The organism is Streptomyces sp. SAS_281 (assembly GCF_052542855.1).
Genome location: NZ_JBMNDO010000001.1, coordinates 16171 through 30373, shown reverse-complemented (window position 1 = coordinate 30373; position 14203 = coordinate 16171). Strand labels below are relative to the sequence as shown.

General features: G+C 70.4%; 11 protein-coding genes and 2 pseudogenes. 5 read left to right on the top strand and 8 right to left on the bottom strand.

Going from position 1 to position 14203, the window contains the following annotated elements; all coding sequences use genetic code 11:
* Positions 1-22 precede the first annotated feature (22 nt).
* Together ACN6LM_RS00120 and ACN6LM_RS00115 are read left to right on the top strand one after the other, a co-directional pair.
* Positions 23-2194, top strand: coding sequence for a RecQ family ATP-dependent DNA helicase (locus ACN6LM_RS00120; protein WP_445063172.1), 2172 nt, complete (start codon positions 23-25; stop codon positions 2192-2194).
* Positions 2195-2411: 217 nt separating this feature from the next.
* A complete protein-coding gene (locus ACN6LM_RS00115) occupies positions 2412-3041 on the top strand; it encodes a hypothetical protein (RefSeq protein ID WP_445063171.1) in 630 nt (209 codons plus the stop codon).
* 105 nt (positions 3042-3146) lie between these two features.
* Here the strand turns inward: ACN6LM_RS00115 and ACN6LM_RS00110 are convergent, their stop codons facing one another.
* The 3 genes and pseudogenes from ACN6LM_RS00110 to ACN6LM_RS00100 all read right to left on the bottom strand — a co-directional run.
* Positions 3147-3761, bottom strand: a complete 615-nt coding sequence (locus tag ACN6LM_RS00110; protein WP_445063170.1) for a hypothetical protein — start codon at positions 3759-3761, stop codon at positions 3147-3149.
* Positions 3762-3821: 60 nt separating this feature from the next.
* Complete coding sequence (locus ACN6LM_RS00105; RefSeq protein WP_445063169.1) at positions 3822-4532, bottom strand: ribonuclease HII; 711 nt, start codon at positions 4530-4532, stop codon at positions 3822-3824.
* A 160-nt stretch (positions 4533-4692) separates the two neighbouring features.
* Positions 4693-5090: pseudogene (locus ACN6LM_RS00100) on the bottom strand (TetR-like C-terminal domain-containing protein); the annotation flags it as partial.
* Between ACN6LM_RS00100 and ACN6LM_RS00095 the strand changes: the two are divergent.
* Both ACN6LM_RS00095 and ACN6LM_RS00090 read left to right on the top strand, forming a co-directional pair.
* Entirely contained in the window at positions 4987-5241 is a 255-nt protein-coding gene (locus ACN6LM_RS00095) for a hypothetical protein (protein WP_445063369.1), read from the top strand. The pseudogene ACN6LM_RS00100 and the gene ACN6LM_RS00095 sit on opposite strands and share 104 nt — an antisense overlap.
* Positions 5242-5255: 14 nt before the next feature.
* Positions 5256-5736 (top strand): annotated as a pseudogene (locus tag ACN6LM_RS00090) (MFS transporter); the annotation flags it as partial.
* A 124-nt stretch (positions 5737-5860) separates the two neighbouring features.
* Here the strand turns inward: ACN6LM_RS00090 and ACN6LM_RS00085 are convergent.
* The 4 genes from ACN6LM_RS00085 to ACN6LM_RS00070 all read right to left on the bottom strand — a co-directional run bounded on the left by ACN6LM_RS00085 (position 5861) and on the right by ACN6LM_RS00070 (position 10505).
* Positions 5861-7378, bottom strand: a complete 1518-nt coding sequence (locus tag ACN6LM_RS00085) for a DUF4153 domain-containing protein (protein WP_445063168.1) — start codon at positions 7376-7378, stop codon at positions 5861-5863.
* An 865-nt stretch (positions 7379-8243) separates the two neighbouring features.
* On the bottom strand, positions 8244-9140 hold the full coding sequence (locus tag ACN6LM_RS00080; RefSeq protein ID WP_445063167.1) for an ADP-ribosylglycohydrolase family protein: 897 nt from the start codon (positions 9138-9140) through the stop codon (positions 8244-8246).
* Between the two features lie 10 nt (positions 9141-9150).
* Positions 9151-9810, bottom strand: coding sequence for a histidine phosphatase family protein (locus ACN6LM_RS00075; protein ID WP_445063166.1), 660 nt, complete (start codon positions 9808-9810; stop codon positions 9151-9153).
* A gap of 89 nt (positions 9811-9899) precedes the next feature.
* On the bottom strand, positions 9900-10505 hold the full coding sequence (locus ACN6LM_RS00070; RefSeq protein WP_445063165.1) for a YdbC family protein: 606 nt from the start codon (positions 10503-10505) through the stop codon (positions 9900-9902).
* Positions 10506-10696: 191 nt separating this feature from the next.
* Between ACN6LM_RS00070 and ACN6LM_RS00065 the strand changes: the two genes are divergently transcribed.
* Positions 10697-11233, top strand: a complete 537-nt coding sequence (locus tag ACN6LM_RS00065) for a TerD family protein (protein ID WP_445063164.1) — start codon at positions 10697-10699, stop codon at positions 11231-11233.
* A gap of 66 nt (positions 11234-11299) precedes the next feature.
* Here ACN6LM_RS00065 and ACN6LM_RS00060 read toward each other — a convergent pair whose 3' ends face one another.
* Complete coding sequence (locus ACN6LM_RS00060; protein WP_445063163.1) at positions 11300-14203, bottom strand: vitamin B12-dependent ribonucleotide reductase; 2904 nt, start codon at positions 14201-14203, stop codon at positions 11300-11302.

The window sequence follows — 14203 nt, the reverse complement described above, 5'->3', positions numbered from 1 at the left end:
ACCATCGGGTTGCATGGGAGGCATGACCAACGCAGACCGCACAGAGCTCAGGGCTTCGGCCGATTCCATACTGGCCCGACTCGTCGGAGACGCCTCCGGCACCGCGCGGCTGCGCGAGGACCAGTGGCGGGCCATCGAAGCGCTCGTCGCGGACAAGCGTCGGGCATTGGTCGTCCAGCGCACCGGCTGGGGAAAGTCCGCGGTGTACTTCGTCGCCACCTCTCTTCTGCGTGCTCTCGGCGCCGGGCCGACGGTGATCATCTCCCCGCTGCTGGCGCTGATGCGCAACCAGGTCGCGGCGGCGGCCCGGGCCGGCATAACCGCGCGCACGATCAATTCGTCCAACACGGAGGAGTGGGACACCGTGCAGGCCGAAGTGGCCGCCGGTGAGGTCGACGTCCTGCTGGTCAGCCCCGAGCGTCTCAACAATCCCGACTTCCGCGACCAGGTGCTGCCACAGCTCGCCGCGACCACCGGACTGCTCGTCGTGGACGAGGCGCACTGCATCTCCGACTGGGGCCACGACTTCCGGCCCGACTACCGCCGGTTGCGGACGATGCTCGCGGACCTGCCCGCCGGTGTGCCGGTGCTCGCCACCACCGCCACGGCGAACGCCCGGGTCACCGCTGACGTGGCGGAGCAGTTGGGTACCGGTTCCGGAGCGGACGCACTCGTGCTGAGGGGCTCGCTGGACCGGGAGAGTCTGAGCCTCAGCGTGTTGCGCCTGCCCAACGCGGCCCATCGCCTGGCATGGCTCGGGGACCATCTCAAGGACCTTCCGGGCTCGGGAATCATCTACACGCTGACGGTCGCGGCCGCCGAGGAGGTCACCGCGTATCTCCGCCAGTGCGGGCACACCGTCGCCTCCTACACCGGCCGCACCGAGAACGCGGAACGGCAGCAGGCGGAGGACGATCTACTGGCCAACCGGCTCAAGGCGCTGGTGGCGACCTCCGCGCTCGGTATGGGTTTCGACAAGCCCGACCTCGGCTTCGTCGTACACCTCGGGTCACCGTCCTCCCCCATCGCCTATTACCAGCAGGTGGGCCGCGCCGGGCGCGGTGTCGAGCATGCCGAGGTGCTGCTCCTGCCGGGCACGGAGGACGAAGCGATCTGGCGGTACTTCGCGTCGGTCGGCTTTCCGCCGGAGGAGCAGGTCCGGCGCACGATCGACGCGCTGGGGCAGGCCGGGCGGCCGCTCTCGCTGCCCGCCCTGGAGCCGCTGGTCGATCTGCGGCGCGCTCGGCTGGAAAGCATGCTCAAGGTACTCGACGTCGACGGGGCGGTCAGGCGGGTGAAGGGCGGCTGGACCGCGACGGGAGAACCTTGGATCTACGATGCCGAACGCTACGCGTGGGTGGCCCGTCAACGCGCCGCGGAGCAGCAGGCCATGCGCGACTACGCCACGACGGACGGCTGCCGGATGGAGTTCCTGCGCCGTCAGCTCGACGACGAGGAGGCAACCGCGTGCGGGCGGTGCGACAACTGCGCCGGCGGCCGGTTCGAGGTCGGAGTCTCCGACGCCGCTCTGGACACCGCGAAGGGTGAGCTTCGCAGGGCCGGTGTGGAGGTGGAGCCCCGCAAGATGTGGCCGACCGGGCTCGCGTCGGTGGGTGTCGATCTCAAGGGCAGGATTCCGGCGACGGAGCGCTCCGGCACCGGCCGGGCGCTGGGCAGGCTCACCGACATCGGGTGGGGCAACAGGCTGCGCCCGATACTGGCGACGCAGGCACCCGACGGCCCGGTGCCGGGCGACGTGGCCGATGCCGTGGTCACCGTACTGGCCGACTGGGCCAAAGGCCCCGGAGGCTGGGCGCCTGGGGCCGCCGACGCCGTCTCCCGCCCGGTCGGTGTGGTCACCATCGCTTCGGACCGCAGACCCCAGCTCATCGAATCACTCGGCAGGCACATCGCCGGAGTGGGCCGGATGCCCCTCCTCGGGTGTGTGGGCCTGGCGCCGGACGCCGATGCCGTCCGGATATCGCAGACCAACAGCGCCCAGCGGGTCCGCGCCCTGCACGAGAGGCTGGTCGTCGCGCCCGATCTCGCGGATGCCCTGGCGGCCGTGGACGGCCCCATACTGCTCGTGGACGATCTCTCGGACACCGGCTGGACTCTCGCCGTGGCAGCCCGCCTGCTGCGTCGGGCCGGGGCGGAGGCGGTGTTTCCGCTGGTCCTCGCCGTTCAGGCGTGACGGGAGCGTCGGGCGGGGCCGGACTGGGCAGGGATATCCGTGTCATTCCGGCTGAATACCGTCAGCCTCACCAATTGCTCGTTGCCGCCTGCCGATACGCCAGGAAGAATTGGACTCGCTCCCCGCACGGTCCTTTCGCGGGCCCGAAAGGGCTGTGCTGCGGCGCGCCCTCACCCGACCCTGCCCGCATCGTGGGCGCGTATGCGAAGGGAGGACCGTGACCTTCGGATTCGCTCCGTCCGCAGCCACTTCGATGTCGACAGCCGCCGACTCCGCCAACCGCCTTGCCAGAATGCTCGAACCGGCAGAGTGGGCAGCGGCCGGAATACCCCTGCTGCGCAGCCCACGTGAGGTGGTCAGCGGCCTGCACTCCAGGCACCGGCCGACCCCGGCCACCGCTGTGGTCGCCGTCCTGGACCACGAGGAGCGTCTGACGGCGAGCGCCTCTTTCGCCCGCCGTTCCGTGACAGCCGACGGCTGGGAGTTCCGGAACTCCCTGCTGGCGCATCTGCGCCGCGTCATCCCGCACGATCTGCGCCGCCGTACCCCCGTCCGCACCGCGGTACTGCTCTACTGCCGCGAAGGGGACGAGCGTTGGACGGAGGAGGACGGAGCGTGGATGTGGGGGCTGCGGGACGCCTGCACACTGCATGGACTACGGTGCGGCGCGTACATCACGCTGACCCGGGGCGGCTGGCAGGTGCTGGGCGAGGGGCGCGGCGGTCGCCGTCCGAACTCCATGTCGCACCCTTCGGACCTCGCCGACACCGCCCTGCCCTCCGAACAGGTCCCGTCGCGCACCGGCGGCGGAGCAGCGCAGGCACTGCACCGTTCCGCCGCACGCTGACCGGACACGCTTCGGCGGTCCGGCCGCCCTCGCGGACAGCCGGGCCGCCGAAGCCGCCGGGTCACGCCGCGACGGAACCAGCCGCGGGCCCGCCGGCGACGAAGCTCAGACGCCGGCGCCGAGCGCGGCGTTGACCCGCTGCGGGTCACCGCAGACGATCAGCAGCACACCGGCGGACTCGCGAGCCTTGGCCAGCGCCCGCGCGGCCGCGTCGTCGGCCGGGCCGTTGACCGCGACGACCACTACGGGCCGGGGCTTGATCCGGTCCGCCGTGGCCGCGGCGAAGAAGACGTCGTCGCCCGCTTCGAGCTGGGCCCAGTAGGCGGCCTCACCGAAGGAGAGCTCGTGGGTCGCCCACGGGTGCTGCCCGCCCGTGGTCAGCACCAGGATGTCGCCGGGTGCGCGACCTGAGTCGAGCAGCAGATCCACCGCCTCGTCGGCGGCGTCGAGCGCCCCGTCGGCCGATGCGGGGATGACCTGGAGCTGCGCTGCGGAACGATTCTCCGGCGGCGCCGTCCGGGGCTGACCGGATGTGGGGTGTTGGCGCTGCGCCGGGGGCGCAGGCCGAGGGCCGGGCACCGGGCGACCGGGGCGCGGCGTGGCCGCTGTACGCGGACCGGGTACTGGACGAGGGGTCGACGCGGCGCGGCCGGTGGCCGGGGTGGCGCGGGGACCCTGGGCGCTCTCGTGAATCTGAGGCTCCTCGGGGATGAGAGGCATGGGTGGTTGTCTATCAAACGCCGATACCACGGGCATCGGCGGGTGGGCACATATGCGCGATCAGAAGTCGAAGCCGAGCTGGCCCCCGCTTTCCAGTGCGGCCGCCTCGGCGGAGAAACGGACCTTCTTGAGGTGCTGCCACCGGGGCAGCGCGTCGAGGTAGGACCACGAGAGGCGGTGGTGGGCGGTGGGCCCACGCTCCTCGAGTGCGGCCCTGTGTACGGGCGACGGGTAGCCGGCGTTGGCCTCGAATGCGAAGTCCGCGTACTCCCCGTTCCGCCCGCCGAGTTCGGCCATCAGGGCGTCCCGACGAACCTTCGCGATCACCGATGCCGCAGCCACCGCGACGCAGGACTGGTCCCCCTTGATGACGGTACGGACCCGCCAGGGGCTGCCCAGGTAGTCGTGCTTGCCGTCCAGGATCACCGCGTCGGGACGGACCGGCAGCGCCTCCAGGGCGCGTACGGCCGCGAGCCGGAGCGCGGCGGTCATGCCCAGATCGTCGATCTCCTGGGGGGAGGCGTCACCGATGCCGTACGCGGTGACCCAGCTCTCCAACACCGGCGCGAGTTCCGCACGGCGCTTGGGGCTGATCAGCTTGGAGTCGGTGAGTCCGGCGGGGGGCCTGCGAAGACCGGTGACCGCGGCGCACACCGTGACAGGCCCCGCCCACGCTCCGCGTCCGACTTCGTCGACGCCGGCGACGATCTTGGCACCAGTGGTGGCGCGCAGTGAGCGCTCGACGGTGTGCGTGGGTGGTTCGTACGGCATGGCGTTTGTCAGCGTACGCCGAAGGGGACGGCAGGAACACCCCGGGGCGCCCCTCGCAGGCTCGTCCCTGCGTTCGCGCGCCGGACGGCGCGCGACACACGGCTCCGGGCACGGCCCTCAGCGGGGGCTGGAGCAGAAGAACGGCACGGCGACCTGATCGTTCCTGCATGGCCCCCGGACGGACCTCGCCTCGCTCGACGCCTCGGCTCACCACTTCCTTGATGAGGTCGGTGGAAGGCTGGATCACTCCGTCGAGGATCACCGACTGGAAGCGTTCCGCCGTTTCGGCGTCGCATTCGTGAATGACCGAGCGCAGGGCCGAACCGGAGGTGGACAGCATCGCGTCGCGCATGCCCGGCACAGCTGGTAGAGGCCGTCGCGGACGTTGCCCGAGTCCGGGGCCCGCCCCGGAGCCGGCATCGCGCTGCGCAGCGCCTCGGCCACCAGCTCCTCCTTGGAGGACCAGCGCCCGCAGATCGCCGCCTTTCCCTTCTGGGCTCCGGCGGCCACACCTTCCATCGTCAGGCCGTTCCAGCCCACCGTGCTCAGCGCTTCCAGCGTGGCTTCGGAAAAAGCGCGTTCCGGCACGGATCCCCGGCGGCGCAGGAATACCACCGGCTGTCGAGCGGCGGCGGCCGATCACGAAGTGACCATGCACTTCTCTCCGTCGAACAGCTTCGGTTCGCCTCCGCGAATCTTCTGGTACTGAGGCCGGACAGACGCGGAGGCGCGACTTCGCTCGCGCTGATCACCACGACCCTTCCCGAGGGCCCCGAGCGCAACCGCGCGTTCGGCGTCTTCGCCGCGGGGTCCGCCGGTGGCGGTGTGATCGGACTGCTGGCGGGCGGGATGCTCGCCGAGTGGCTGGACTGGCGCTGGGGCCTCTTCGTCAATGTGCCGATCGGCGTCCTGATCGCGGTCCTGGCTCCCCTGCACATCAGTAGTCCGCACTCGCCTCACCCTCGCGTCGTTCGGAGCGGCGGTGCTGCTGCCGGCTTCCTTCGTGTTCGTCGAGATGAGGGCCAAGGAGCCGATCACACCCCTGCGGGGGTTCGCCGACCGCAACCGTTCGGGAACGTACGTGATCATGCTCAGCCCGGCTGCGGCCATGTTCGGCATGTTCTTCTTCATCGTGCTGTTCGTACAGAACGTTCTGTCCTACAACCCCGTCGAGTCGGGCCTGGCGTTGCTGCCCGTTACCGTCTAGATACCCACGGACGTCGAGCGGAGCGGGGCACCGGCTGCGGGCCGCCCTTCCCTGAGGAACGGCCCGCACGTTCGGCACGGATGAGGTGTCGGACGGCAACTCGGGGGAGCTCACGGGTGGATCAGTACGGGTCGTACGGGTCGTAGACGTCGTCCGTCCCGCCACCTCGCTCGTCGCCGTTGTCGCCCGTGCTCAGTCCCCGGCAGTCGAGTGCGCGGAAGCCGGGGTCCCAGTCGCCGAGGATGTCCCGGGCTCGCGATTCACCCCAACTCGTCGCGTACCAGGGCTCGTCGGAGTCCCGGAGCGCGCGTTGAATGTCCTGCAACGCACAGGACCGCAGGGGCTCGGGCAACGTGTCGAGAGCGGGAACGGCGTCGGCCGACAGACCCTTGAGGTATTCGATGTCGATCGAGTGATCGTTGCGGTATCGCTGGACGTTCTGCTCGGCGATGAGCCCGTCGGGCGAGACGAGACCGAAGACCAGTACGCCGACTGCCGCGCTCGCCGCGACCGCACGCGGCAGCAGGCGAGGGCCGAACACGCCGGCCGCCATGATCAGGACGAGGATGACGCCGAGCCAGAGCTCTACGGCGGCCACGGAGATCCTCAGCCTGGTCAGGCCGTACGCGTCGACGTAGAGGTCCATGCGCCGCAGGGCCGACGCGACCACAACAAGCGTGAGGAAGCACAGGGTGCCGAGCACACAGCGGACGAGGGTGCGGTCGCGGGTGCCGCCGCGCGGGGCCCAGCGAAGGGCGAGCGCGATGACGCCGAGCGTGAGCACGGTGGCCCAGAGCAGTTGCCAGAAACCCTGGCGGGCGTATTCGGAGTAGCTCAGGTCCGTCTCGGCCATCACCTTGTCGTATCCGCCGAGCAGCACCGTGAGCTGGATGGTGAGGAACGCCGCGAAGAGGAGATTCAGCACGATCAGCGGAAGAGCCCATTCCAGCCGCCCGCGCGCCTTGCCCGGCCGTACCGTCAACCCGTCCCAGCGGACCGGGGCGGCGGCGGTGTAGGCGGCGGCGAGGGCGCCCACCAGCCCGAGGAGGCCCAGGAAGATCCGCCAAGGACCATCACTGACCGACACGTCCGGGGTCAGGCTGCCCAGCAGGTCCGCGAACGCGGCGTCGGCACTCGCGAAGAGCGCGCCGAACACGATGAGCAGGACGACGGCCGCGGCCGCGGACCGGAACACGACGCCGAACCGGCCCCGGGACCCGGACATACGCTCGCGCAGACCGCGGGCGCCCCAGCCGAGTGATTCGTATACGGAGGTGAGCACACCGAGGGAACCCAGGAACACGCCGAGCCAGCTCCGGCTGCCGTGAAGCGCCAGCGAGCCGAGCGCCAGGGCGGACACCATCGCGAGGAAGGTGGGCCAACCGGCGTCCCGAAGCGCGGGAACGGCCAGTAGCGCCAGGCCACCGATCCCCCACACGGCGGTCCAGGGACGAAGCGTGCGACCCGCCTCCCTCGCGGAGAGGTAGGCGCCGGCCGAGGCCGGCAGTGCCACGAGGAGCAGGTTCAGACCGATTCCGTCGCCCAGCAGAGCCATGCTGAGCAGGGCCGTCGCAACGGTGGCCCAGAGGGTGCCGGGGTGAACGGGCCCAGGCTTCGCGGCCCGGAGCCGCGTCGTCACCGAGGGGGGTGGCTTGCCCCAGGGGCTCGGTTGTCCCTGGCCGCCGGGGCGCTGCGCAGCGTAGGCAGGAACCTTGGGCGGTTCGGGTGTCGAGGGCGTACCGCCTCCCGCCCCACCTCCGCCCATGGCTCGGGGGGCGGCGGCCGGCGGGGCTATCTGCCCGCCCTGCGCCCCCACGGCCGCAGTTCCGGGCGCGGCCCGCCCAGTGCCCGCCTGCCCAGGCACGTCCTCCTGCGGCGCGGCCCGTCCATGGCCCGCCTGCTCAGGAACGCTCTGCTGCGGCGTGGCCTGCCCGGAGGCGCCCTGGCCAGGGACGCCCTGCTTCGACGCGCCCAGTTCCGGAGCGGATTGCTCCGGTGCGGGCTGCTGGGACGTGACCTGCTCGGGAGTGGCCTGGCCGGGAACCCCCTGCGCCCTCTCGCCCTGACCGGTGTCGGCCTGGTCCGGCGTGGGCCGGGGTGAGGCGGCCTGGTCCGGCGCAGGGTCGGGCCGGGGTGAATCTGGCGGTGTTTCTGACACGGGACCCCTCCCCACCGGGGTCCGCTCACGCGTGCCCTGGGCAGCGCGCGGCCCCCCGGCGTCTCAATCGGTGCGCACCCGTCGTCATGATCACCGAGGGCGGCGTGGCCGAAAGAGTATCCCCGTGTCACAGCCGTCAGCCGTGCGGAAGGATGCTGTGGCAGGACCGTGACAGTCGAAGCAGCGGCCCGGCGACGCGGCCCGGCCGACGCGGTGCGGCGACTCCCCGGACCACCGCGCGGGCTGGGGCCTGTCTGACCATTCCCGTCGTCGCCCGGAGGGCGGCCGGGCGGCGTCAGAGTGCGTGCATGGCGTCACGCGGCAGGCGGGAATGGTCAGACGGGCCCTAGCAGGGCGTCCAGTCCGGAAGGGGCTCCGTGCGGGCCGCCCAGTGCGCCGGCGGGGCGCCCGCGGGGCTTGCCGCGAGCACGCCGCCGACAATGGCGCAGGTCGTGTCCACGTCGCCACCGGCCTGGGCCGTCACCCAGAACGCTTCTTCGAAGTCGCCGAGGCTCCGCGCCGCCGACCACAGGGCGAAGGGGACGGTGTCGTGCGCGCTGGTACGGCGCCCGTTGCCGAGGACCGCCGCGACGGTGCCCGCGTCCCTGTAGTCGAGCATGTCCCGGGCCCGCCGAAGCCCGGCGCCGACGGCGCTGCGCGGGACGAGCGCGACGACACCGTCCAGCAGGTCCTCCGGAGTGGGCGGCCCTGCCGGTGAGGCTACGAGGGCCGCGGCCGCCGCGACGGCCATCGCGCCCACCACGGCCTCGCGGTGCTGGTGCGTGGTGTACGAGGAGATCTCCGCCTGGTGCGTGGCCTGCTCGGGGTCGTCCCCGTACCAGGCACCGAGCGGCGCGATGCGCATCGAGGAACCGTTGCCCCAGGAGCCCTGTCCGTTGAACAGGGAGGAGGCGAGCTCCCGCCAGTCGCCGCCCTCGCGGACCAGGCGCAGCATGCGGTTCACGGCCGGGCCGTAGCCCCGGTCGAAGTCGTGGTGGTGCGCGAAGGACCGGGCCAGGGCGTCCTGCTCGATGCGGCCGTGCTCCCGGAGTACGGCCACGACGGAGCAGGCCATCTCCGTGTCGTCGGTCCACTGCCAGGGCCCGTCCGGCAGGGCCCGGTCCTTCAGGAGCGGATAGTTGGCGGGCACGAAGAACTGGGAGCCCAGGGCGTCTCCCACGGACAGGCCGCGCAGGCTGGCCAGGGCGCGTTCGAGGCGCTGGTCGGAAGCGGATTCGGTCATCGCTTCCACTCTATCCGGAGATGCCGTAGGGCTCAGGAGTACGCCAGCGCTCGAAGGGCCGGTCAAGCGTGTACCGCCCGTCCTTGCCGAGCACGAGCGTCCGGGATTCCCCGTTCCCGGGGTTGGAAAGCGACTCGAATTCGGCTACGGACCAGTGGAACCAGCGCATGCAGAAGAGCCGCATGGTCAGACCGTGGGTGACGAGCAGGACGTTCGGCGGATGGTCGGGGGCCTCGAAGCTGCGGTGCAGGCTCTCCAGGAAGGCGCCGACCCGGTCGTACACGTCCGCCCCGGACTCACCCTGGGCGAAGCGGTAGAAGAAGTGCCCGTAGGCGTCCCGGTAAGCCTTCTGCAGTCTGACGTCGTCGCGGTCCTGCCAGTTCCCCCAGTCCTGCTCGCGCAGCCGGGGCTCCTCACGGACCCGTACCCGCCCGGAGTCCAGGCCGAGCGAGGCGAACGTCTCGTGGGTTCGCCGGTAGGGAGAGACGTACACGCTGACCCGCTCCTCGCCGAAGAGCCCGCGCAACCGCTCCCCCGTCTCGCGGGCCTGGCGCAACCCGGCTGGGGTGAGCCTCAGCGCGTGGTCGGGCTCACGCTCGTACACGGTGTCGTCGGCGTTGCCCTCGGACTCGCCGTGCCGGACAAGAACGATTCGTTGCGGTCGTGCCATACAACGACACTAGTTCGAGTCATCGCCGTCCGAGTACCTGTCCGGAATTCGTCGGTGCATGTCGCCGCCGTACCCGCCGCTCGGGGCCGTCACACCGTCCAGGACGGTTCAAGCTGCACCACGTCGCCGGCGAGCGCCGCCACGTCCTGCTCCGTGCCCGCGCGCTGCGAGAGCCGGTCCACGCTGCCCGGCCGGTATTTGCCGCGTTCCGCGCTGGACTGCCACATGGACAGGACCAGGAACTCGTGCCCGGGCGCCTCGCCGAAGACCCCCCGCAGCATCCCCGGCGATCCCGCCATCGCCGGGTTCCACACCCGCTGCTGCATCAGCGCGAAGTGTTCGACCCGGTCCTCGTGGACGCGGCTGTGGGCCACCCTGAGCACATCCGCGTCCGTGAAGCGCGGTTCAAAACCGGTCTTCACGTCGAAGCGGTACTCGAAGAGCTTGACCTGGAGGTCCTTGTACGTGCCGGACTGCTTCGCGGCCAGGGCGTCGTGGCCACGCGCCATGAAGGAGTCGTAGAAGACGCGGTTCTCCCAGAAGGCGAAGACGTGCGCCACCTCCGGCCGGACGCGGCTCCAGCCGCCGCCCTGCCCTCTGAACCCCGGCTCACCCAGCAGCCCCGCCCACTTCCGCTGCCCCTGTTCGAAACCCCGACGGTCCGACACACTGCAGCGAATCCACTTGACCAGCACGGCGCCATCGTACGGCTGTCGGGCGTGGCGTGGGTCACGCTCCCACGGAGTCCACCGGAACCGGCCGTCTCCCGCCCGATCCTGGCCCGTTTCAGCCGCTCGTCCCCAATCCGGTTGGTTCCGGGGCACGTTGCGGACATGATCGGGGGACGGAACCGGAGCGCCGTCCCCGGGCGCAGGAGGGAAGTCCGATGAGCACTCCCAACAAGGATCTCGAAAAGGTCGAGGTGCGGATCAAGTGGGATCCCAGCGACCGGGGCGAGGCTCCCAACGACCTCGACATCATCGCGGCGACCTACCCGGCGGACGAGCCGTACGGTAGTCCGGCGTACCTCGTCCACTTCGACAGCCGGGCGCCCGACGGCACGATCACGCTCGACCGGGACAGCAGGACGGGCCAGGGCCTCGGCTACGACGAGGTGATGACGCTGGAGCTGGACCGGCTGTCCACCGCCTATGCCCGGGTCGTCGTCGGCGTCGCCATCCAGCAGCGCGACGGCCGGAAGACGTTCGGCGCCATAGAGAACACCCGGGTCCAGGTCCGCGAGGGGTACACGACGCTCGCGGAGGACGACTTCGCCTCCATCGGGGGCGCCACCGCGGCCGTCGTGGCCGAATTCGTACGGGACGAGTCAGGCGGCTGGCACTTCCACGGCACTGTCCGGGGCTTCGACGGCGACCCCGACGAGTTCGCCGCGGCGATGGGCGGCCGCGCGTTCGGCGCATAGGCGCCGTGTACGAGCAGTGCGGGCAGGCCTTCCGGAGAAGACCTGCCCGCACCCGTCGTTCAGCGATCAGCTGCAGCCGCTGGTGGAGCCGCAGCCCTCGCAGATGTAGCAGGAGCCGGCGCGCTGCATCTTCGTACCGCAGGAGAAGCAGAGCGGGGCGTCCGCGCTGATACCGAGCTGCATCTCGACCAGCTCGGCCGAGGTGTGCGCCGTCCTCGGCTCGGCCTTCTCGGTCTCCTGGACCGGGGCGACCGCCTTCAGGGTCTCCGTCCGCACCGGGGCGGTCTGGGCCAGGTTCTCGGCCTCCAGCTGCTCCTCCTCGAACGTCGGCTCGTAGGAGCCGGTGTCGAGGTGGCGCTGGCGCTCCTCGGCGGAGTGGATGCCGAGGGCCGACCGGGTCTCGAAGGGCAGGAAGTCGAGCGCCAGGCGGCGGAAGATGTAGTCGACGATCGACTGCGCCATCCGCACGTCCGGGTCGTCCGTCATGCCGGCCGGCTCGAAGCGCATGTTGGTGAACTTCGAGACGTACGTCTCCAGCGGGACGCCGTACTGCAGGCCCACCGAGACCGCGATGGAGAAGGCGTCCATCATGCCCGCGAGGGTCGAGCCCTGCTTGGACATCTTCAGGAAGACCTCGCCCAGGCCGTCGTCCGGGTAGGAGTTGGCCGTCATGTAGCCCTCGGCGCCGCCCACCGTGAACGAGGTGGTGATGCCGGGCCGGCCCTTGGGCAGACGCTTGCGGACCGGGCGGTACTCGACGACCTTCTCGACCGCGGTGCGGATGGTGTCCTCGGCCTTGGCCGTGACGGCCTCCTTCTCCTTCTCCTTGGTCTTGGCGGAGAGGGGCTGGCCGACCTTGCAGTTGTCGCGGTAGATCGCGAGCGCCTTGACGCCCATCTTCCACGCCTCGAAGTAGACCTCCTCGACGTCCTCGACGGTGGCCGTCTCGGGCAGGTTCACCGTCTTGGAGAGCGCGCCGGAGATCCACGGCTGGATGGCCGCCATCATGCGCACGTGACCCATCGCGGAGATGGACCGCTCGCCCATCGCGCAGTCGAAGACCTCGTAGTGCTCGGTCTTCAGGCCGGGGGCGTCGATCACATTGCCGTGCTCGGCGATGTGGGCGACGATCGCCTCGATCTGCTCCTCCTGGTAGCCCAGGCGGCGCAGGGCCTGCGGGACGGTGCCGTTGACGATCTGCATCGAGCCGCCGCCGACCAGCTTCTTGAACTTGACCAGGGCGAGGTCGGGCTCGAGACCGGTGGTGTCGCAGGACATGGCGAGGCCGATGGTGCCGGTGGGCGCGATGACCGACGCCTGCGCGTTACGGAAACCGTTCTTCGCGCCGAGCCGGATCACGTCCTGCCACGCCTCGGTCGCGGCGGCCCAGATCGGGTTGTCCAGGTCGTCGACGTGCACGGCCACGGCGTTGGCGTCGGCGTGCTGCTTCATGACGCGCTGGTGCGGCTCGGCGTTGCGGGCGTAGCCGTCGTACGGGCCGACCACGGCGGCCAGCTCGGCGGAGCGCTTGTACGAGGTGCCGGTCATCAGCGAGGTGATGGCGCCGGCGAGCGCGCGGCCGCCGTCGCTGTCGTACGCGTGGCCGGTCGCCATCAGCAGGGCGCCGAGGTTGGCGTAGCCGATGCCGAGCTGGCGGAAGGCGCGGGTGTTCTCGCCGATCTTCTCGGTCGGGAAGTCGGCGAAGCAGATGGAGATGTCCATCGCGGTGATGACCAGCTCGACGACCTTGGCGAAGCGCTCGGACTCGAAGGACTGGTTGCCCTTGCCGTCGTCCTTGAGGAACTTCATCAGGTTCAGCGAGGCGAGGTTGCACGAGGTGTTGTCCAGGTGCATGTACTCGCTGCACGGGTTCGAGCCGTTGATCCGGCCGGACTCGGGGCAGGTGTGCCAGTGGTTGATCGTGTCGTCGTACTGGATCCCCGGGTCGGCGCAGGCCCAGGCGGCCTCGGCCATCTTGCGGAAGAGGGACTTCGCCTCGACCTCTTCGATGACGTCGCCGGTCATCCGGGCGCGCAGCCCGAACTTGCCGCCGGACTCGACGGCCTTCATGAACTCGTCGTTCACGCGGACCGAGTTGTTGGCGTTCTGGTACTGGACGGACGTGATGTCGTCGCCGCCCAGGTCCATGTCGAAGCCCGCGTCGCGCAGGGCGCGGATCTTCTCCTCCTCCTTCACCTTCGTCTCGATGAAGTTCTCGATGTCGGGGTGGTCGACGTCGAGAATGACCATCTTGGCCGCACGGCGGGTGGCGCCACCGGACTTGATCGTTCCGGCGGACGCGTCGGCGCCCCGCATGAAGGAGACGGGACCGGAGGCGTTGCCGCCGGAGGAGAGGAGTTCCTTGGAGGAACGGATACGGGAGAGGTTCAGGCCGGCCCCGGAGCCGCCCTTGAAGATCATGCCCTCTTCCTTGTACCAGTCGAGGATCGACTCCATGGAGTCGTCGACGGCCAGGATGAAGCAGGCGGAGACCTGCTGCGGCTGGGGCGTACCGACGTTGAACCACACCGGGGAGTTGAAGCTGAAGATCTGGTGCAGGAGGGCGTACGCCAGCTCGTGCTCGAAGATCTCCGCGTCGGCGGGGGAGGCGAAGTACTGGTAGTCCTCGCCGGCCTTCCGGTACGTCTTGACGATCCGGTCGATCAGCTGCCGCAGACCGGTCTCGCGCTGCGGGGTGCCCACGGCGCCCCGGAAGTACTTGCTGGTGACGATGTTGACCGCGTTCACCGACCAGAAGTCGGGGAACTCGACGCCACGCTGCTCGAAGTTGATCGAGCCGTCGCGCCAGTTGGTCATGACGACGTCACGGCGCTCCCAGGACACCTCGTCGTACGGATGCACGCCGGGGGTGGTGTGAATGCGCTCGATACGCAGGCCCTGCTTGGACGCAGTCGACTTGGTCCCCTTGTTGCGGGAACCCCGTGCCGGGCCGCTCGCCGTCTCTGTCAT